This window comes from Tumebacillus amylolyticus (assembly GCF_016722965.1).
Lineage (GTDB): Bacteria > Bacillota > Bacilli > Tumebacillales > Tumebacillaceae > Tumebacillus > Tumebacillus amylolyticus.
On sequence record NZ_JAEQNB010000001.1, the window covers coordinates 1,208,981 to 1,227,146 of the forward strand.

Below are 18,166 nucleotides of genomic sequence, written 5' to 3' on the forward strand. Positions count from 1 at the left end.
ACAGAGACACGTGGGTCAGTCATAATGTATGGTAGTACCATGTCCGTCGTAATCTCCGCCGTAATGAGGCAGTCCGCCGCGGTTGTCCATTTCCTCCAAGACCTTGTTGAGAATTTCTTGGCCTTGGTCGTTGAGGCAGCCCTGCATCTGGGTCATCACGTCGCGGTGGTAGGCAAGTTCTTCGATCGTCCACTTGCCGTACGGCTGATTTTGCAACTGTTGAAGCGTGCGACCTACATACATCGCCGTTCACCTCCTGTCGGTTAGGTTGTGCTGTCAGGAGACACCCTATCCCTTGAAGTGAGAGGAGGCTCTGCATCTCATGAGCACTGTGACCGTAACCGACCGTGCCAAGCAAGAATTGCTCTCGTGGCGCGACGAGGAGACCGGGCGCGTCTGCGTCCGTTTTTTCATTGAAATGGAAGGCGGCTGAAGCGCGACATTTCAGTATGACTTGGCTCTGGATGAGCCGAGAGAGGGAGATCAAGTGTTTGAACAGGAGGACGGAGTGACCGTCGTCGTGGATCGAGCCACTTATTTTTATGTAGATGAACCTCTGCGCATCGATTTTGACGAGGCAGAGCGCGTCTACCGCATTCGTGCGAACAGCCACGTAATTCCGGACAAGATCCGGCTCTGAAAAAAAGAAAACCGTCGGCCGCGAGGGCCTGACGGTTTTTTTCCATTTCATTAGCCCATGATGTGGTAGCCAGCATCGACGTGAATGATCTCGCCGGTGATGCCGGAAGAGAGGTCGGATGCGAGGAACAGGGCTGTTTTGGCTACTTCTTCTTGGGTGATGTTGCGCTTGAGCGGCGATTTCTCCGCCACTTGCGGGAGAATCGAGGTGAAGTTTTTCACACCGCGCGCTGCCAGCGTGTTGATCGGGCCGGCGGAGATGGCGTTGACGCGGATGTTTTGTGCGCCGAGATCGGCTGCCAGGTAGCGGACGCTTTGGTCCAACGCTGCTTTGGCAACGCCCATGACGTTGTAGTTGCCGACGACGCGCTCGCCGCCGAGGTAGGTCATGGTGATGATCGTGCCGCCGTCGGGCATCATGTCTTTGGCATAACGGGAGCAAGCGACCAACGAGAACGCCGAGATGTCTTGCGCGAGCAGATAGCCTTCGCGGGACGTGTCGACGAAGTTGCCTTCGAGTTCTTCGGTTTTTGCAAATGCGAGGGAATGAACGAGGCCGTCCATCGTGCCCCATTGTTCCTTGAGCAGGGCAAAGGCGCCTGCGACTTCGTCGTCACGGGTCACGTCGACCTGAACCATCGTAGAACCCGGCATCGTTGCTTCGACAAGCTTCGTAACGCGGGATTCCAAACGGTCGCCTTGGTAGCTGAACGCAAGGGTTGCGCCCGATTCGTGCAGTTGCTTGGCAATCGCCCAAGCGATCGAGCGGTCGTTGGCCACGCCCATGATGAGGAACTTCTTACCGGCTAACAATTGATTCATAGTCAATCTCCTTTTTGCGCATGAGTTAGTACCTAGTCTTATAATGTCCGATTTTCAAGTATACGGCAAGTCCCACAAAAAAAGGACAAGAAGTTGTGCAACCTCAGGCAACTTGATTCGTATAGCTTAGTAGCAGAACCTATGAAGTGAGGAGCGATACTACGATGAGCGTTTTTGATCGTATCAAGAATATCTGGAAAGCCAACAACAACGAGGGCACGCAAGTGGTGCAACGCACGCTCACCAACCTGCGCGTCGGGGACATCGTTTCGTATGATTTGGAGGATTATAAAGTCGAAGGCATCACCACCTACCGCAGCGGAGGTCAGGTCAAGTACGGCTATTTGCTCTCCGGCCCGAAAAACGGCTACCTCATGGTCGAGCCGAAGGAATCGGTTCGCGCGTACTTGTACGAAACGCTGGATGCCCGCTTGGAGAATCCGGAAGAGATCAACCACGAGATGATCTACGACGATGTGTCGTACTTCGAAGCGGTTCGCGGCGAAGCGACCGTCAACGTGCAAGGCCGCAGTGCGTTCAACCATTATGATGTCGTCTACTGGTGGATGCATCTGTCCGACGACGGCAAAGCGATGCTGTTTGAATGGCAAAGCGGCGAGATCATCATCCGCGTGGGCGGCAAGGTCAAACCGAGCGAAGTCATGATTCTCCCGGGCAGCGAATAATCCTGAAAGGGGTTTTTGCGCATGTCGAAGCTGACGAAAACGATCGCACTCACTTTGGCACTCACCGTTTTTCTAGTCGGCTGTGGAATGGAGAATTCAGCCCAGTTCATCAAGGACCAATACTCGCTGGAGGACGTCAAAGGCTCCGGCGACACGCAGCAAAAAGTCTACCGGGCACCAGGTCAGGCCGTGCCCGACGTCGCGAAAAAGATCGCGGCTGAGCAGAAACCGGACGAGATGTCGGCAGAAAGCAAGGAGCGGATGTTCCTCGTCTACCCGAACTATCTCATCCACGTCCAGCAAGACCCGCAGAAAACGGAAGACACGCTCGTGGAAGTGGACACAAAGCAATTCGTCCGCCAGAACTACGACCCGAGCTTCCTCAACGGGTTTCTCGCGGCGTCGCTCTTGAGCAACATCTTCGGCAGCGGATGGCGCAGTTATCCACGCGGCGGGTACACGGGAGTCGGTTATGACCGCTACTACCGCGGGGGAACGGGAGGAGGCACTTACACGCCGCCAAGCACGACGCCGTCCCGCACGACCCCGTCTGTGAAACCGCCGAAGAGCAGCAGCGGCAAGGGCCGAGTGATTCGCAAGCGCTGATTGCAGATCAACGGCATCAAGGAAAGTAGGGACATGTGGAGATGAGCAACTGGGGACCTATTTTATTTCTCGCAGATTTGTTGCGGCCGGTGTTGAGCGGAATCGAGAATCTGGTACACGATTGGGGCTTGGCTGTGATCTTGCTGACTCTGATCGTCCGGGTGTGCCTGTTCCCGTTGACCGTTCGACAAGCGCGGTTCGGGTACCGCAACCGAGCTTTTTCCAAAGCGTACCGCGAAGTGAAGCAGAAGCACAAGGACGACCCTGACAAGCTCAAGGAAGCGGCCATGCAACTCACGTCCGAGCACAAGTTCAATCCGTTCTCGATGCTTGGGACGATGGTGGTGCAGATGCCGATCTTTGCCGCGGTCTATGCGGTTTTCTATCATTTTGGAAGCGACATCACCACTGTGCTGCTGCCGTGGTCGCATGCGTTGAACCAAGCGGACGCTTCGCACATCTTGCCGTTTCTCGTAGGCGGGTTGAGCGCGGTCGGGGCTTTGGTTCCGATCGTGGCGCCTGATGAGATGGGGCAAGTGGGGCAGATGTCGAAGTTTTTGCCGATCCTCATGGTGTTTCCGATGATGGTGTTCTTCCTCTGGAAAGCACCGGTTGCCATCGGGCTGTACATGGCCACGTCGTCGCTGTGGGGGATCGTGGAACGCAAGTTTTTACGCACGGATTATGCTGTCCATAAGTTTCGTTTACATACAGGTCTTGCCAAACCTGTAGGCGGCATGGGAGAATTGAGGAGAGTAGAAACGGGGGAAGTGTAAGTGAAAATGATGTCCAAAGCAATGGCCCTCCTGCTCGCTTGCTCAGTCGTTTTGGCTGGGTGCGGCGGTGGCAGCAGCAGTACCAGTGCCAGCATGAACGCGCAAGATTACATCAAGAACAAATACAGCCTGGAGAGCGCGGACGGCTCCGGTTCCAACATGCAGAAAGTCTATCGCGCAACGGGCCAGAGTGTGCCGGATGTCGCGCAGAAGATCGCCGATCAACAAAAGCCGGATGAAATGTCGAAATCGGATGACGATGACATGTTCCTCGTCTACAACAACGACATCGTCCACGTCCAGCAAGACGGTGAGAAGCAATCCGACACGCTGATTGAAGTGGACTCCAAGCAATACGTGCAACAGCATTATGACCCGAACTACCTGTCGCCGTTCCTGACCGGGATGTTGATCGGGAACATGTTCGGCAGCAACTGGGGTTCGAAGTCGTATCCGTCCTATCATGGGTACGGGGAATACAAGTATTCTTCGAAGTATCCGGGCAAGTCGTACCCGCACAAGAGTTCGTCGTATAATTACGGTTCCTCGTCGGGCAGCTCTTCGTCTTCCTCGAAGTCGGGGTCAAGCTCTTCGTCGGGGTCGTCCTCTTCTTCGAAGTCCGGGTCGTCCTCCTCGTCCAAGAGCAGCGTAACACCGCCGAAGTCCTCTTCCGGCACGGGGAAAGTCATCACCAAGAAGAAATAACGAAAAACGCAGCCTCTCGTCGCGGGAGTGCTGCGCTTTTTTGCGAGAGACGAACATACTAAAGGGGGCAAATTCGCGATGAAATACACCGTTCTGCCGATCACTTCACTCGACCCGATCACATTCGGCGCCGAATACCTCGCGCTGGACGACGCCGCGAGCGAAACGTGGAAGAAAAACATCCAAGCTCTCCACCCCAAACTCTTGCCCCAGCTCAAAGAAAATTCCCTGCTCGCCGAGGAAGACAGCCCGTTCTGCGTGGCCGGCGGCGTTTTTGACTACGAACGGGGTCGTGAGCTGGTGTTTGACGGCGAGAGATTCGTTCTATCCCACTGTGCCGAGCATTTTCTCGACTTTTTACAACCTTCTGCGGATTGTCTGCAAATCGTGGAGGAGAAAGCGGATTCATTCGAGAAGTGTAACAGTACAGAGGAGGACCGTGCCCGTTTCGTCATACTCAAGAATTGGTGGCAACAGGGATATCACGCGTTCATTCTTCAACACAACTGAGGGAAATCAAAGGGAGGGCTTTTTTTACCATGACGACGACCAGCAAGCTTTACATAAACGGTGAGTGGATCGCGACCGATTCCACTTTTGAAGTAACGGACCCGGCGACAGGCCAAGTAGTCGGTTACGCGGCAGACGCAGACGTTTCGCACGCAGACGCGGCGATCGACGCAGCACACAAAGCATTCCCGGCTTGGGCGGCAACTCCGGCGCACAAACGCTCGCAGATGCTCTACAAGTGGTACAACTTGATCATGGAGCAACGCAACGAACTGGCAGCGATCCTCACCGGCGAAATGGGCAAACCGCTCATGGAAGCCAAGGGTGAATTGATCAACGCAGCCGGCTTCGTGCAATGGTACGCCGAAGAAGCGAAACGCGTTCACGGCGAAACCATCCCGCACCTCGAACCGACCAAGCGCATCACCGTGCTCAAACAACCGGTCGGCGTGGTCTCGGCGATTACTCCGTGGAACTTCCCGGCGGGCATGATTACCCGCAAAGTTGCCCCGGCTCTGGCGGCAGGTTGCACCATCGTGCTCAAACCGGCGGAGCAAACGCCGCTGACCGCCGTTCGCCTGATCGAACTCGCGGAACAAGCAGGCTTCCCGGCGGGCGTCATCAACTTGATCACGACGTCGAAACCGGCTGAAGTCGGCACGATGCTCACCACCGACAAGCGCGTGCGCAAAGTCACCTTCACCGGCTCGACCGAAGTCGGCAAGCTGATTGCCCGCAACGCGGCAGACACCGTCAAGCGCGTCTCCCTGGAACTGGGCGGCCATGCACCGTTCATCGTGTTCGACGATGCGGATATCAAAAAAGCGGTATTCGGCCTGATCAACTCCAAATACCGCAACGCAGGTCAAACTTGCATCTGCACCAACCGCGTCTACGTTCACAAAAACATCGCCGAAGAGTTCGTGAAAGCGGCAGCCGAGGAAGTTCAGAAGCAATTCAAACTCGGCCACGGCCTTGAAAAAGAAACCACCATGGGTCCGCTGATCGACCAACAAGCGCTCGACAAAGCAACTCTGCACGTCGAAGATGCAGTTTCCAAAGGCGCAACCGTCGTCACCGGCGGCAAGCGTCACGGCGAGCAAGGTTACTTCTTCGAACCGACCCTGCTGTCCGGCGTCACCGAAGAGATGCGCATCGCGACCGAAGAAACCTTCGGCCCGGTTGCTCCGGTCTTCACCTTCGAAACGGAGCAAGAAGTTCTGGCGCGTGCCAACAATTCCGACTACGGCCTCGCCGCCTATGTCTACACCAACGATCTCGGCCGTTCGATCCGCATGAGCGAAGGCCTCGAATACGGCATCGTCGGCGTCAACGACCCGATGCCGGCCAACGCCGTGCAAGCACCGTTTGGCGGGATGAAGCAATCCGGTCTCGGTCGCGAAGGCGGTCACTACGGCATGGAGCCGTTCCTCGAAGTGAAGTACATCTCCACCGGCTTCTAAGAAAAAAAGCACGCGGACACTTTCTCCGCGTGCTTCTTTTACATAAAAAAACACCCTACGCCGCGCGCAGAGTGTGTACGGTAATCTCCGGACGAGTGCCCAAGCGAACATTGAAGGCCGCTTGGCCCATGCCGTCCGAGATGTAGACGTTTTTGCCATTGACGATGTGCATGCCCGAGATCACATTCTGTTTCGGGAGTTCGCCCATCGGGAACAATTTAAAAGCGCCCGGGACTTTGAACTGACCGCCGTGCAAGTGGCCGGACAGAAGCAGGTCGACTTTGTGGTGCTCTTCCAAGTGGAGCACGACGTTCGGGTCGTGCGAGAGAACGAGGTTCCACCCGTCCTCGACACCGTGGAAGGAGCGCGGGATGTCCGACTTGCCGAGGCAGAAGTCGTCGATTCCGATAATATTGAGACGCTGTGCTCCAAACTCGATGGAGCCCCACTCGTTGGCGAGCACGCGAATGCCTTTGGCGGAGATCTCCTCCGCCAAGTCGTCGATGCGCTCCCCGAGGTAGTGGTCGTGGTTGCCCCAGACGAGCCAGATGCCGTGCTCCGGCTCGATTTTTTTGATCTCGTCGAGGTACAGCATGAATTTATCGAGGTTGTCGTAGTTGTCGAGATAATCGCCGGTCATCACGATCAAGTCGGCGTTGGCATCGGCGATGATCTTCGCCATGCGCTCCGGTTTGATCGATTGGCGTTCCATGTGCAGATCGGACAGTTGGACGATGCGCAGTTCCGATTTGTCGCCGAGTTGCTCGTCCAGGGTCGTCTCGACGTGGCGGACCACCGGACGGAACGTGTTCCAGTGCGCATACCCGATCAGGGCGGCAACGACGACGGCGACAAGCAGGAGCACAGTCAGAATGATCAACATCGAGATTCACCTTCCTTCGTTTTGGTTGCAAGGGTTAAGTCTATCAGCTCTCTTGGGGGAAAGATAGGGAGAAATCTTGGAGGAGTTGGGAGTCAGGATGAGAGAAGTTTGGATGCAAGCGTACAAGCACGACGGTCGTGAGCACCGTCGTTGGGTCAAGCTCTACGAACTGCCGGGCGAGCGAGGGGTGATGTGGATCGAACCGAACACGGCGGTTGTGGAATCGGACGGCGGGGAGTGGTCGAGCCCGTTTCCCGTCATCTATTGGGTACATCCGGAGAAATGGTACAACGTCGCGATCCTCTGTCGCGAGGAAGGCACAGGCTACTATTGCAACATCGCAAGCCCGATCGAGTATGAGGAAGAGCGCAACCTGTACAAATTCATCGACTATGACGTCGATTTGATCGTCAACGTCGACGGCGTGTACGAAGTGGTCGATGAAGAGGAACTGACAGAGCATGCCCACGCGATGAAGTATCCGTCCGACATCTTGCTCAAAATCGCAGAAGCGACGGCGGAGTTGGTGGCGTTGTTTGAAGCGCAAGAGGGGCCGTTCGACCCCGAGGCGCGGGAGAGATGGACGAGGTTGTGGCACGAGGCGAACGGGGAATAGCAAACCACCTTCTCACAGATACTAGAGGTACTCGTGTGAGAGAGGTGACCATACATGTCAAAACCGATTGTATTGGCGGCATTTCCGAGCTATCAACAAGCTCACGATTCCGTTCAGAACTTGTATCGTGCAGGAATGAATGACTTCACGGTCCTCTACCTGCAGAACAAGGGCGACCAAAACGGGGACGGCATCGAAGGGTTCTACCCGGGCGTCACGCCGTTCATCCAGAACATCGTGTCAGACTCCACGCCGGTTCAAGGCGAGATCGAAGCACCGCAACTCAACGCGTTGCCGGGCACCAACCACCAGCGCACGATGGTGACGGTCGAAGATCGTCTGCGCTCGTACGGCATCCCGGAATCCGCGATCTCCCAAGCTTGCGAACAAGTCCGCAACGGGCACACCCTCGCCGTATTTCGCGACGGCGAGCAATTGGACAACGTTGCGCGCAATTTGAAGGGCGAGACCCCGTATTGCGAGATGGTGGCAGGGGAGACCAAACCGTTTTAAGCACAGAAACAGCTCCGCGATGGCGGGGCTGTTTTTTTCTATAACTTTTCCATATTTATTCCACATCTGATGGGTACCATGAAGTCAAGAGGTCAATCACAACTTGTTGAAAGGTGGACACAACGATATGAAAAACTTTCAAAAACTTCTCGTAGGTACTACCCTTGCCGCAGCATTGGCACTTGGAGGCGGCGCAGCAGCATTCGCCGCGACGGACGACCCGGCAACCACCACCACTCCGGCTCCGAGCGCTGAGCACCACCACAAAGGGGAGCATCAGAAAGTCAAGTTGACCGACCAGCAAAAGCAAGCGATCAAAGACGCGGGCGTCGATTTCAAATCGATGAAAGAGACCAAGAAACAAATGTGGGAAACCCGCAAGTCGATCAAAGAATCGCACCAACAACTTCAAGACCTTGAGAAAAACACCACCGACAAAGCGCTGAAAAAGCAGATCAAATCCGATCTGAAAACCACCGAAGCCGACCTCGCCAAACTCAAAGAACTGCGCACGACCGGCAAAGACCTGCACAAACAACTGCACGATGCGGTCCTTGCGTCCGATTCCGCCAAAATCAAGGAAGTCGCAGCCAAAATCCAAGCACAGAACCAAGACGCGCTGAAACTCATGCAAACCATCGACGCAACGCTTAAAGCGGAACTGACCAAGGCGCAAGGGAAGAACTAAGCTCCTGACTCAACCTCCGACAGCGAGAGAAATAAGCCAACCCCCGTGGCGCGGAGGTTGGCTTTTTTTACGAACGGAAAATGTACTTCCGATCAGGGGAATGATATAATCACCTCGTACATAGAACTCCTAATACCTGATCTTAATTCCTTGGAGGTATACATCACATGTCTTCACTTACCGGCAAGATCGCACTCGTCACCGGAGGCTCCCGCGGCATTGGCCGTTCGATTGCATTGAAACTGGCGGAAGAGGGCGCAGACGTCGTCATCAACTTTTTCCGCAACCGCAAACCGGCGGAAGAAACCAAAGCGATGATCGAATCTCTCGGCCGTCGCTGCCATATCATCAAAGCGAACGTCGGCGACCTCGACAAGCACCAATTGATCTTTGACGAAATCCAAGAAGTGATGGGCGGCCTCGACATCCTCATCTCGAACGCGGCGTCCGGCGTGCAACTTCCGGCGATGGAAGTCGAAGAAAAGCACTGGGACTGGACGCTCAGCATCAATTCCAAAGCGCTGCTCTTCCTCGCGCAAAAAGCAGTCCCGATGATGGAAGCACGCGGCGGCGGCTCCATCGTGGCGATCTCGTCGCTCGGCTCTAAATTCGCGCTGAAAAACTACATCAACGTCGGCACCTCCAAAGCGGCTCTCGAATCGATCGTACGCTACCTCGGCGTGGAACTCGCTCCGAAGAACATCATCGTCAACGCCGTCTCGGGCGCAGCAGTGGACACCGACGCTCTCACGCACTTCCCGAACCGTGAAGAGATGATCCAAGCGGCGGTCGACCGCACCCCGGCAGGTCGCATGATTACGCCGGAAGACCTCGCGAACTCCGTGCTGTTCCTCTGCTCCGAGCAGTCTCGCATGATCGTCGGCCAAACCTTGGTCGTCGACGGCGGCTATTCGTTGATTGGCTAGGAATTATCAGGTAAGATGAAAGGCGAGGTGATTGCTAATGGCAACCGAACAAATTCTGCGTAGCAACGAGTTTATGGTCATCCAATCCGCGATTGCAGCCACGAACTTCGCAATCGGCGCATTTACCGTTGAGTTGAAAGCGCAAGAAGCGATGAAAAACGAAGAGATGATCCCGCGTCTGCAAGGAGCTCTCGCCAAGGCGAAAGAAGACCGCAAGTACGCAATGAGCCTTCTCGACGTGCAACTCGAAGGCAACTTCAACGACGACGCCGACTTCAAGAAAGTTCTCGACCTCGTCTATTCGTACAACTCTTTGATCGACCATTCGCTGATCAACGGTCGTTCCGCATTTCTTCCGCTGGGCGCCGTTCCGTCGATGCGTTTTGAGAAATACGAAGAGCAGTAAGTCAACATCATTTGAAAAAGAGACCAGGCCGCTCGCGGTGCTGGTCTTTTTTTTCGTGGGATGGTACACTAGTTTTGTAATTTCATAGGAATGGTGCCATGAAGTGTAGGGAAAGCGGTGCAAATCCGCTGCAGCCCCCGCTACTGTAAACGGCGACGATCCCGCAAGTACCCATTGTGCCAAGCGGCATGAGAAGGGGCGGAGGTCGGAGGACCCGTGAGCCAGGAGACCTGCTTCAAGGACGGCACTTTTTTTTCGTAGCACCTTCGGAGGGAAGGTTCAGGCGTACATACGAACCTGTTCTCCCGACCGATTGGTTAGGGAGTTTTTTTATTGTTTGGAACTAGAGAGGAGCACAACCAATGAACCGCAACTTCGTCAAAATCGCCGCTTCCACGCTGTTGATCGCTGGCCTGATGGCCCCGTCTCTCAGCGCAGTGGCTGCCACGGATACCAAGGCGCACGTGAAAGTCCGCGTCGTCGGCCCGAACGGGTTTATGAAAACGGAATACCTCGCCGTCGGTGCAGAGTCGTTCAAAAACACCGCGGGCGATACGGTCCAAATGGACAAGCCGACCGTATTGGGCGCACTGGTGGACATCGCGGCGAAGGACTCCATCGATTACACGGCGACCACTTCCCAATTCGGCACCTACGTGAACAAAATCAACGGCGTCGGGGAGAAAACCATCAACAACAACACCGCTTGGCTGTTCTGGGTGAACGGCAAGTCGGTCGATGTCGGGGCGGACCAAGCGGAACTGCATGACGGCGACGAAGTGGTCTGGGGCTTCTCCGACTACACGCAAACGCTGTACCCGAAACTTGAAATCTCTTCGACTCATCCGTTCGTGGGCGACAACTTCACCGTGAAAGTCACCGCGCAGAAGACCACGTACGACGCGAACTGGAACGCAACGACGACCACCGTGCCGGTCGAAGGCGCATCGCTTGCCACCGTCAACAGTGACGAAGCCATTTTTGTCACCGACAAAGACGGCGTGGCGACGGTGAAAGCGTCGGACGCAGGTCTGCTCACCCTCAACCTCGACAAAATCGACCCGGCGACCGGTCTCCCGCTGATCATCCGATCCGGCGACGTGAACGTGCTCGTAGGCAACAAAGACGCGAAGTTCACCGACCTCAACGGCTACGACTGGGCGGCACCGAGCATCCTGAAGCAAGCGCAAGCAGGCATCGTCGTCGGGGACGGGAGTTCGCACTTCGAACCGGGCCGTGCCGTAACCCGTGGCGAACTCGCGAAAATGATCTCGCTGGTCGGCGCTTCGAACGGGGATCTCAACTTCGGCGGCGAGAAGCAATTCTCCGACGTCGCAGCTCGTGATCACTACAACCAATTCATCCAAACGGTCGTGCGCAAAAACATCCTCTCCGGCGACGCGGAAGGCACGTTCCGTTCAAACGACGGGATCACCCGCCAAGAGCTGGCAATCGTCGTGGCACGCTTGGCAGGGCTCTCTCCGGAAACCACCGATACGCTGACGTTCCTCGACAAAGGACAGATCGGCGACTATGCGAAAGGCTACGTGGAAGCGGTCGTGAAGGCCGGTTACATGCACGGCTACTCCGAAGGCTTGTTCTCGCCGCTGGCGTACGCGGACCGTGCCGAAGTCGCTTTGGTGTTGGACTCCATCCATACTTCGAATAACTAGGAATTCCGCACGTATAGCTAAGTGTAGAGTGGAGGCTCGATAGACGAGCCTCACTCTTTTTTCTTGAATGTGAGGAGGTTGTGAACCATCATGAAGATCGCAAGGAGTCTTGGGCTTTTCGTTGCGCTTGCACTGGTCGGCACTGCATGCGGCAAATCATCGTCCGACGCGCAGAAGCCGGACGCTCTGCCCCAACTAGAGGTGCAGACCCCCGTCGTCGATGACAAGAAGCAGGAGGCGGAACCAAAATCCCAAGAGCAACAAGCCACCCCTTCTGAGAAAAACGCCTCGGACACGCAAGCGTCTTCCGAGTCGGGCAAAAACCCGTCTGCGTCGACGGCAAACTCTGCAAGAAGCGGCGGCAATGGCAAGAGCTCCAATGGCGGCACGAGTGGAGCAGGGAGTTCCAATGGTTCCAGCAATGGGAACTCCGCTTCGAACGGGACAACGTCCAATTCGTCCGGCACGAACAGCCAGCCGAGCAACAACTCGACCGGCGCGACGAACGGGAACTTCGAACTCAGCGTCACGGAGTACTTCGGCAACAACTCCGTCTTCAACGAACCGGTAGCCGTCTCGACGGAGCAGAGTCTGCTCGATACGATGCGCGACCATCTCGACATCGAGACGGCGTACGGCGGTTCGTTTGTCAACGGCATCAACGGCACGAAGTCGGGCTATACGAGCAAGTCGATTTTCACCCGCAAGAAGCGCGATTGGTTTTACTATGTCAACGGCAGCGTCTCGCCGGTCGGAGCAGATGCAGTCAAACCGAAACCGGGCGACGCAATTTGGTGGGACTATCACGACTGGTCGGGCGACGGTTCCAGCACGCCGAGCGTCGTGGCCTCCTATCCGCATCCGTTCACGACCGGTTACAACGGAGCGCAACCCGGCACGACGATCTACTTCAGCGGAGATCATGTATCTGACGCGAACCGTCTCGCCAACGCCCTGCGAGGTTTTGGCGCAGGCAACGTCTCCACAGCCGCGTATGCGGACGGCAGTGTCGCGCATCCGTCAACCAATGTGATCGTACTCGGCACATGGAGCGAACTCGGCAACCAGCCGACGATGCAAACGCTGTTCGGCTCGCCGACGCACACGGGCTTGTACGCGAAATTCTCCGGTGACAACGTTCAACTTTTGACCTACCAAGGCAAAAACACCGACCAAACAGGCCTTGGAGCCATCCTCGCCACGGGAAGCAACGGAGGCGGCGGTTCCACTCCGACTTGGTTGGTCATCGGAGCGACGGAAGCGGGTCTCGAGCAAGCCCTCGACATCATGATTGCAAGACCCGGCGACCTGCGCGGCAAAGTCGGCGTCGTCGTCAACGGGAGCAACGTCCTCGCCGTCCCCGTCGCGCAATGAGCCGAAGCGCAGATCGTCACAACTTGCGCGGTCACGCCGCGACGTTGCTTTTTTACCCGTTTCTCATGCTGATGGTCTCCGTGCTGACGTACCATCCGCTGTATTTGGGCACGGAGTTGCTCGTTTTGATATTCGCCCTCGCGCTTCACGGCGGTGTGCGAACGTTTGGACGCACGCTGAAATTTTCGATCCCGATCTTGGTGCTCATCCTCGCCATCAACACCCTGCTGAACAAAAACGGCGCCACCCTGCTCTACAAAGGTCCGACGGTCGCGATCCTCGGACAGATTCGCATCACGTGGGAAGCGCTTGCGTACGGGTTGATCATGGGGCTTCGGATGCTGGTGTTCTTCGCGATCTTCGCCCTCGCGCTGAACTGGCTTTCGGCAGACCGGGCGCTCGGCTTGTCGGCGAAAGTCGCGAAACGCTCCGCCGTCACCGTGATGATGACGACCCGTCTCATTCCGTATCTCACCGAGCAGTCCCACCAGATCGGAGACGTTCTGCGCACGCGGGGTGTGCGGTTTGAGGAAGGCAACCTCCTCTCTCGCCTCGCCGCCCGCCGACCGCTGCTGAACGTCCTGCTGATCTCGTCCCTCGAAGGCTCGTGGCAAGTCGCCGAATCGATGGAAGCCCGCGGGTTTGGGCAAGGCAAACGCACCTCCTACTCGCGGGAACGGTGGAGTCGCATCGATTTGATCATTTGGCTGACGTTCCTCGCCGCCATCGCGCTCGTCGTCTGGTCTTGGTTCACAGCGTGGACGTGGATCGAATTTTACCCGCGCATCCAAACGGTCATGGCAGACGAAGGACCGTGGCCGACGGTATTTCATGCGGTCGCACTGGCACTCCTGCTGGCGTTGCCGCCGCTTTTGCTGAAAAAAAGGAGACGAACTTCCAATGGCACTTCCTGAACTCCGACTCACGAACTTCACCTACTACTACCCGGACGCAGAACGCCCGGCGCTCGACCTCATCAACGGGTCGGTGCGTCAGGGCGAATTTGTGTTGTTGGCGGGGCCGTCCGGTTGCGGCAAGTCGACGCTCTTGCGCGCCTTGAACGGGTTGGTGCCCGAATTTTACGGAGGACGAGTCGGCGGGGAAGTCCGCTATCGGGAAAAGTTGCTCTCCGAATTTGGCAACCGCCGCATCGCAACGCACGTCGGCATGGTGTTTCAAGACCCTGAGCGGCAGTTGGTGATGACCGAAGTCGAGCGCGAAGTGGCATTCGGGTTGGAGAACGCCGAAGTGCCGCCGGCTGAAATGAGACGTCGCGTGGCGGAGGTGTTGAACTTCTTCGACCTCGCGCCGATTCGTCACAAGCGCACCGCCGACCTCTCCGGCGGGGAGAAGCAAAAAGTCGCCATCGCCTCCGTCATGGCGCTTCAACCGGACGTGCTCCTGCTCGATGAGCCGACTTCGCAACTCGATCCCGGCGCGGCGCAAGAGATTCTCGATTTGGTCAAGCGGCTGAACGAAGAGTTGGGTGTAACGGTCGTGTTGGTGGAACAACGTCTCGACCGCGTCATGCATCTCGCCGACCGCGTGGTTTCTCTGTACGAAGGTCGCATCGAATACGACGGGTCGCCGGCCGACTTTGCGCACTTCGCAGCCCTCTCGCGTCCCGAACTGTTGGTGCCCGTCACCAAACTGTTCGTCGAGGCGGGCCGTCCCGAGCGACCGTTGACCGTCAAAGAAGCACGGCAGATCGTGAGGCGAGACGCCGCGTTCCTGCAAGACCAAGACCCTGTGAACGCTGCCCAAAACGGAACTCCCCGTCGAGGACTCTCCTCAAAGCTCGTCCACGTCATGAAAAAAATGTTCGGGGCCAACCTCGACCCTGACGATGTGCTCCTCGAAGCCCGCGACGTGCGGTTCGGGTATCCCGACGGCGAGGAAGTCCTGAAAGGCTTGCGCGTCAAGATCGGTCGCGGGCAGTTCACCGCCTTGCTGGGAGCCAACGGTGCGGGAAAAAGTACGCTGTTCCGCCTCTTTGCAGCACTGAGCCGTCCAACGGAGGGCAAAGTGCTTTTTGCCGGAGTGGATACGCGGGGGCTTGATCCGGCGGAGTTGGCTGGGCAGTTGGGGTATCTGTCTCAGAATCCAAGCGACTATCTGTTCCATGAGACGTTGCGCGAGGAGTGCGAGTTTTCACGGAAACTCATCGGCTTGTCGGTGGGAGATGAAGAAGCGGAGCGCGTGTTGCACGAGGTGGTGGAGAGTCTCGGACTCTTGCCGCATCTGGATCGCAACCCGCGAGATCTCAGTGGGGGAGAGCGGCAACGGGCGGCGTTGGCGACCGTTTTGGTGCAACAGCCGCAAGCTCTGCTCCTCGACGAACCGACACGGGGTTTGGATGCCGGGCAAAAGGACCGTTTGGGCGACTGGTTGACCACGTATGTAGAAGCGGGCGGCACAGTCGTCCTCATCACGCACGACATTGAATTTGCAGCGGAGTATGGAGAGCGGGTCTTGCTTCTGGATGACGGCATTCTCGTGGCGGAAGGCACGCCGCAAGACATGCTCACTCGCGGGCTTTTTTACTCCCCGCAAACGAGTCGTGTGTTCCACGGAGTGCTCGACCGCATCGTCACGATCCGCGACGGCGTAGAGGCATTGAAAAAACTGCCGACGGCAGAAACAGAGGGTTCCCCATGATCCGTCGAGTGCTCTCGTGGCTCATCGTCCTCGTCGCCCTCGGCGGAATTTACCTCGCCTACACGCTCTGGCCGGACGAAGACCTCAATTGGGCGGTTGCTTCGCTGGTCTTGCTCTTGCTGGGGCTCGGCCTGTTCTACCTGCGCTATGAGCGATCTCGCGTCTCGTCCAAGGAGATCGCCGTCATCGCGTCGCTCGCCGCATTCGCCATCGTGGGGCGGATCATCTTCGCCCCGTTTCCAAACTTCAAACCGACGACGTACCTCGTCATCCTCGCAGGTTATGTCTTCGGACCGCGAGCCGGCTTCATGGTCGGCGCAACGGCGGCCGTGGCCTCCAATGTCTATTTCGGGCAAGGCGCTTGGACTCCGTGGCAGATGCTCGCATGGGGTCTCGCCGGAGCGAGCGCCGGTCTGTTCGGTCGCTTGCGTGGGGAAAAAGTCACGCCCTACGAACTCGCCGCCTTCGGGATGGTCTGGGGTTTCCTGTTCGGCTGGATCATGAACCTGTGGACGTGGCTCTCCACCGTCTACCCGCTGACGTTTGAAACATGGTTGCTCACCAACACGACCTCGCTGCTCTTCGACATCTCGCACGCCGCGGCGAACGTGATCTTCGCACTCTTGCTGACCCGCCGCTTCCTGCCGATTCTCTGGCGGTTCCGCAAAAAACTCACCATCACAACTCTGGAGGTGTTGCCCCATGAAAAAAGCAACTAAAACCGCATCCCTCGCTCTGCTCGCCCTGTCCTTGCTCTCTCAACCGGCCCTCGCCGCGAGCAACGACCCGTCCCTTGCCGATCAACGCACGAGCGCGCTCAACTACCTCCACGACAATCTGCAAAAAAGTTCCTACAAATACACCGTCGGCTGGGCATCCGTCGCCCTCTACGATGCAGGCGAGTCGGTCACTTCTCCGAAATGGAGCAACGCCGACGGCACCAACGGCGTCATCTACCGCGAGTCGGAAGTCCGTCGCAACGTCAACCTCTCCGACGCGACCACCGATTTTGAAAGCACCCTGCTCGGCCTGCTCTCCGCCAACCAAAACCCGCGTGCCTTCGGGAAAAAAGACTTCATCCAAGCCATCCTCTCCTCCCAACGCGCAGACGGCAAATTTGCAGACACGATCTACGGCGAAGGCGAAGACTTGCTGAACGCGCACATCTACGGCATCATCGCGCTCTACTCGGCGGGGGTCTCAATCCCGAACGCTGACCAAGCACGCGACTACCTGCTTTCCAAACAACACGCCGACGGCGGCTTCAACTGGGCGGCGGGCGACCATTCCAACCCGGACGTCACCGCATTTGCCCTGATCGCCATGAAAGCACTCGGCCTTGATGCTTCCAACCCCGCCGTTCAAAAAGCGCTCAACTTCCTGAAAAACGTCCAAAACACAAGCGGCGGTTTCTCCAACGAAGGCACCGACAACCCGGACTCTGCAACGACCGTCTTGCAAGCGCTGGTTGCCTATGGCATCGACCCGAAAAGCTACAGCAAATCGGGCCACGACCTGTTCGATTTCCTGAACTCCTTCCGCACGGCAAACGGCGGCTTCTCCTATACGTTGGGAGGAGATGCGAACGCGATCTCCACCCAGTTCGTGCTCATGGCGTACTCCGATCTCCTGAACGGCAAAACCGTGTTCCAGAAGCTCCATGACGAGAACGTCGCGAAGTCCTCCACGTGGACTCAAGCATTCCCGGACTTGCCGTTCACCCACCCGTACTATGCGGACAACATGAAGCTCGCCAACCTCGGCGTCATGGCGGGGCACACCGACGGAACGTACGGCACGGGAGAGCCGGTCACCCGCGAACAGTTTGCCAAAATTCTCGTCTCCGGCGCCCATCTCGACGACGAAGTGGGGGCACCGACGACCCAATTCACCGATGTGGACAACGGTTGGGCCAACCCGTACATCGCCGTCGCGCTCAAGCACAAGTTCGTCTACGGCACGTCGAACACCACCTACAACCCGCTGGGCGAAATCACAGGTGCCGAAGTCATGGCGATCCTCGTGCGCATGCTCGGCTCTCACTATGAGCAAGAAGCGCAGAGCCGTCCGAAGACCGATTGGTACGACGGCTACGTGGCGGTTGCCAAGGAGCACCACCTGCTCTACCCGAACTTCAACGTCAACGCACCGGCGACACGCGCTGAAGTCGGCTACTCGTTTGTCCGACTCTATGACGAACAATTGAAAGCACAGTGACAAAC

21 protein-coding genes and 1 riboswitch are annotated in these 18,166 nt (G+C 57.1%); of the genes, 18 read left to right on the forward strand and 3 right to left on the reverse strand.

Annotated features, from left to right (window positions below; translation table 11 throughout):
• Nucleotides 1-15: 15 nt before the first annotated feature.
• Entirely contained in the window at nucleotides 16-243 is a 228-nt protein-coding gene (locus tag JJB07_RS05585; protein WP_201631994.1) for a hypothetical protein, read from the reverse strand.
• A 211-nt stretch (nucleotides 244-454) separates the two neighbouring features.
• On the opposite strand from JJB07_RS05585, the gene JJB07_RS05590 reads away from it, so the two are divergent.
• Nucleotides 455-640 (forward strand): hypothetical protein, encoded by a 186-nt coding sequence (locus tag JJB07_RS05590; RefSeq protein ID WP_347338317.1) that lies wholly within the window; start codon nucleotides 455-457, stop codon nucleotides 638-640.
• A gap of 50 nt (nucleotides 641-690) precedes the next feature.
• Here the strand turns inward: JJB07_RS05590 and fabI are convergent, their stop codons facing one another.
• Nucleotides 691-1,461, reverse strand: a complete 771-nt coding sequence (gene fabI, locus JJB07_RS05595) for an enoyl-ACP reductase FabI (RefSeq protein ID WP_201631999.1) — start codon at nucleotides 1,459-1,461, stop codon at nucleotides 691-693.
• A 164-nt stretch (nucleotides 1,462-1,625) separates the two neighbouring features.
• Here fabI and JJB07_RS05600 point away from each other — a divergent pair, with 164 nt between their 5' ends.
• The 6 genes from JJB07_RS05600 to JJB07_RS05625 all read left to right on the forward strand — a co-directional run bounded on the left by JJB07_RS05600 (nucleotide 1,626) and on the right by JJB07_RS05625 (nucleotide 6,207).
• Complete coding sequence (locus JJB07_RS05600) at nucleotides 1,626-2,147, forward strand: DUF4178 domain-containing protein (RefSeq protein WP_201632002.1); 522 nt, start codon at nucleotides 1,626-1,628, stop codon at nucleotides 2,145-2,147.
• A 21-nt stretch (nucleotides 2,148-2,168) separates the two neighbouring features.
• Nucleotides 2,169-2,753, forward strand: coding sequence for a DUF4247 domain-containing protein (locus JJB07_RS05605; RefSeq protein WP_201632004.1), 585 nt, complete (start codon nucleotides 2,169-2,171; stop codon nucleotides 2,751-2,753).
• Between the two features lie 41 nt (nucleotides 2,754-2,794).
• Nucleotides 2,795-3,529 carry a YidC/Oxa1 family membrane protein insertase gene (locus JJB07_RS05610; protein WP_201632007.1) on the forward strand — a complete coding sequence of 245 codons (735 nt, stop codon included), beginning with the start codon at nucleotides 2,795-2,797 and terminating at the stop codon, nucleotides 3,527-3,529.
• 6 nt (nucleotides 3,530-3,535) lie between these two features.
• Complete coding sequence (locus tag JJB07_RS05615) at nucleotides 3,536-4,234, forward strand: DUF4247 domain-containing protein (RefSeq protein ID WP_201632010.1); 699 nt, start codon at nucleotides 3,536-3,538, stop codon at nucleotides 4,232-4,234.
• Nucleotides 4,235-4,312: 78 nt separating this feature from the next.
• Nucleotides 4,313-4,744: a hypothetical protein gene (locus JJB07_RS05620; protein ID WP_201632013.1), complete on the forward strand. Its 432-nt coding sequence runs from the start codon at nucleotides 4,313-4,315 to the stop codon at nucleotides 4,742-4,744.
• Between the two features lie 29 nt (nucleotides 4,745-4,773).
• Nucleotides 4,774-6,207: an NAD-dependent succinate-semialdehyde dehydrogenase gene (locus JJB07_RS05625; protein WP_201632016.1), complete on the forward strand. Its 1,434-nt coding sequence runs from the start codon at nucleotides 4,774-4,776 to the stop codon at nucleotides 6,205-6,207.
• A gap of 55 nt (nucleotides 6,208-6,262) precedes the next feature.
• Here JJB07_RS05625 and JJB07_RS05630 read toward each other — a convergent pair whose 3' ends face one another.
• A complete protein-coding gene (locus JJB07_RS05630; RefSeq protein ID WP_201632018.1) occupies nucleotides 6,263-7,090 on the reverse strand; it encodes a metallophosphoesterase in 828 nt (275 codons plus the stop codon).
• Nucleotides 7,091-7,187: 97 nt separating this feature from the next.
• Here JJB07_RS05630 and JJB07_RS05635 point away from each other — a divergent pair, with 97 nt between their 5' ends.
• The 11 genes from JJB07_RS05635 (at nucleotide 7,188) to JJB07_RS05685 (ending at nucleotide 18,161) form a co-directional block, all read left to right on the forward strand.
• Entirely contained in the window at nucleotides 7,188-7,706 is a 519-nt protein-coding gene (locus JJB07_RS05635; RefSeq protein WP_201632021.1) for a DUF402 domain-containing protein, read from the forward strand.
• A 54-nt stretch (nucleotides 7,707-7,760) separates the two neighbouring features.
• The gene (locus tag JJB07_RS05640; RefSeq protein WP_201632024.1) at nucleotides 7,761-8,219 is read left to right on the forward strand and encodes a hypothetical protein; all 459 of its coding nucleotides are present in this window, start codon (nucleotides 7,761-7,763) and stop codon (nucleotides 8,217-8,219) included.
• 127 nt (nucleotides 8,220-8,346) lie between these two features.
• Nucleotides 8,347-8,907: a hypothetical protein gene (locus JJB07_RS05645; protein WP_201632027.1), complete on the forward strand. Its 561-nt coding sequence runs from the start codon at nucleotides 8,347-8,349 to the stop codon at nucleotides 8,905-8,907.
• 167 nt (nucleotides 8,908-9,074) lie between these two features.
• The gene (gene fabL / locus JJB07_RS05650) at nucleotides 9,075-9,833 is read left to right on the forward strand and encodes an enoyl-[acyl-carrier-protein] reductase FabL (RefSeq protein ID WP_201632029.1); all 759 of its coding nucleotides are present in this window, start codon (nucleotides 9,075-9,077) and stop codon (nucleotides 9,831-9,833) included.
• 37 nt (nucleotides 9,834-9,870) lie between these two features.
• Nucleotides 9,871-10,239 (forward strand): hypothetical protein, encoded by a 369-nt coding sequence (locus JJB07_RS05655; protein WP_201632031.1) that lies wholly within the window; start codon nucleotides 9,871-9,873, stop codon nucleotides 10,237-10,239.
• A gap of 60 nt (nucleotides 10,240-10,299) precedes the next feature.
• Nucleotides 10,300-10,491: riboswitch (cobalamin riboswitch) on the forward strand.
• A 110-nt stretch (nucleotides 10,492-10,601) separates the two neighbouring features.
• Nucleotides 10,602-11,912, forward strand: a complete 1,311-nt coding sequence (locus tag JJB07_RS05660) for an S-layer homology domain-containing protein (RefSeq protein ID WP_201632033.1) — start codon at nucleotides 10,602-10,604, stop codon at nucleotides 11,910-11,912.
• 90 nt (nucleotides 11,913-12,002) lie between these two features.
• On the forward strand, nucleotides 12,003-13,286 hold the full coding sequence (locus tag JJB07_RS05665; RefSeq protein ID WP_201632034.1) for a DUF4430 domain-containing protein: 1,284 nt from the start codon (nucleotides 12,003-12,005) through the stop codon (nucleotides 13,284-13,286).
• Nucleotides 13,283-14,200, forward strand: coding sequence for an energy-coupling factor transporter transmembrane component T (locus JJB07_RS05670; protein WP_201632036.1), 918 nt, complete (start codon nucleotides 13,283-13,285; stop codon nucleotides 14,198-14,200). The genes JJB07_RS05665 and JJB07_RS05670 overlap by 4 nt, the downstream gene beginning before the upstream one ends.
• On the forward strand, nucleotides 14,187-15,944 hold the full coding sequence (locus JJB07_RS05675; RefSeq protein WP_201632037.1) for an ABC transporter ATP-binding protein: 1,758 nt from the start codon (nucleotides 14,187-14,189) through the stop codon (nucleotides 15,942-15,944). The genes JJB07_RS05670 and JJB07_RS05675 overlap by 14 nt, the downstream gene beginning before the upstream one ends.
• Nucleotides 15,941-16,663, forward strand: a complete 723-nt coding sequence (locus JJB07_RS05680; RefSeq protein ID WP_201632039.1) for an ECF transporter S component — start codon at nucleotides 15,941-15,943, stop codon at nucleotides 16,661-16,663. The genes JJB07_RS05675 and JJB07_RS05680 overlap by 4 nt, the downstream gene beginning before the upstream one ends.
• The gene (locus JJB07_RS05685; RefSeq protein WP_201632041.1) at nucleotides 16,647-18,161 is read left to right on the forward strand and encodes an S-layer homology domain-containing protein; all 1,515 of its coding nucleotides are present in this window, start codon (nucleotides 16,647-16,649) and stop codon (nucleotides 18,159-18,161) included. Before JJB07_RS05680 ends, JJB07_RS05685 begins: the two co-directional genes overlap by 17 nt.
• The last annotated feature ends 5 nt before the right edge of the window (nucleotides 18,162-18,166 follow it).

Excerpts from the sequence above, each read along its gene's own strand:
- JJB07_RS05585 (WP_201631994.1), bottom strand. The coding sequence starts at position 243 with ATGTATGTAGGTCGCACGCTTCAACAGTTGCAAAATCAGCCGTACGGC.
- fabI (WP_201631999.1), bottom strand. The coding sequence starts at position 1,461 with ATGAATCAATTGTTAGCCGGTAAGAAGTTCCTCATCATGGGCGTGGCC.
- JJB07_RS05600 (WP_201632002.1), top strand. The coding sequence starts at position 1,626 with ATGAGCGTTTTTGATCGTATCAAGAATATCTGGAAAGCCAACAACAAC.
- JJB07_RS05605 (WP_201632004.1), top strand. The coding sequence starts at position 2,169 with ATGTCGAAGCTGACGAAAACGATCGCACTCACTTTGGCACTCACCGTT.
- JJB07_RS05610 (WP_201632007.1), top strand. The coding sequence starts at position 2,795 with ATGAGCAACTGGGGACCTATTTTATTTCTCGCAGATTTGTTGCGGCCG.
- JJB07_RS05615 (WP_201632010.1), top strand. The coding sequence starts at position 3,536 with ATGATGTCCAAAGCAATGGCCCTCCTGCTCGCTTGCTCAGTCGTTTTG.
- JJB07_RS05620 (WP_201632013.1), top strand. The coding sequence starts at position 4,313 with ATGAAATACACCGTTCTGCCGATCACTTCACTCGACCCGATCACATTC.
- JJB07_RS05625 (WP_201632016.1), top strand. The coding sequence starts at position 4,774 with ATGACGACGACCAGCAAGCTTTACATAAACGGTGAGTGGATCGCGACC.
- JJB07_RS05630 (WP_201632018.1), bottom strand. The coding sequence starts at position 7,090 with ATGTTGATCATTCTGACTGTGCTCCTGCTTGTCGCCGTCGTCGTTGCC.
- JJB07_RS05635 (WP_201632021.1), top strand. The coding sequence starts at position 7,188 with ATGAGAGAAGTTTGGATGCAAGCGTACAAGCACGACGGTCGTGAGCAC.
- JJB07_RS05640 (WP_201632024.1), top strand. The coding sequence starts at position 7,761 with ATGTCAAAACCGATTGTATTGGCGGCATTTCCGAGCTATCAACAAGCT.
- JJB07_RS05645 (WP_201632027.1), top strand. The coding sequence starts at position 8,347 with ATGAAAAACTTTCAAAAACTTCTCGTAGGTACTACCCTTGCCGCAGCA.
- fabL (WP_201632029.1), top strand. The coding sequence starts at position 9,075 with ATGTCTTCACTTACCGGCAAGATCGCACTCGTCACCGGAGGCTCCCGC.
- JJB07_RS05655 (WP_201632031.1), top strand. The coding sequence starts at position 9,871 with ATGGCAACCGAACAAATTCTGCGTAGCAACGAGTTTATGGTCATCCAA.
- JJB07_RS05660 (WP_201632033.1), top strand. The coding sequence starts at position 10,602 with ATGAACCGCAACTTCGTCAAAATCGCCGCTTCCACGCTGTTGATCGCT.
- JJB07_RS05665 (WP_201632034.1), top strand. The coding sequence starts at position 12,003 with ATGAAGATCGCAAGGAGTCTTGGGCTTTTCGTTGCGCTTGCACTGGTC.
- JJB07_RS05670 (WP_201632036.1), top strand. The coding sequence starts at position 13,283 with ATGAGCCGAAGCGCAGATCGTCACAACTTGCGCGGTCACGCCGCGACG.
- JJB07_RS05675 (WP_201632037.1), top strand. The coding sequence starts at position 14,187 with ATGGCACTTCCTGAACTCCGACTCACGAACTTCACCTACTACTACCCG.
- JJB07_RS05680 (WP_201632039.1), top strand. The coding sequence starts at position 15,941 with ATGATCCGTCGAGTGCTCTCGTGGCTCATCGTCCTCGTCGCCCTCGGC.
- JJB07_RS05685 (WP_201632041.1), top strand. The coding sequence starts at position 16,647 with ATGAAAAAAGCAACTAAAACCGCATCCCTCGCTCTGCTCGCCCTGTCC.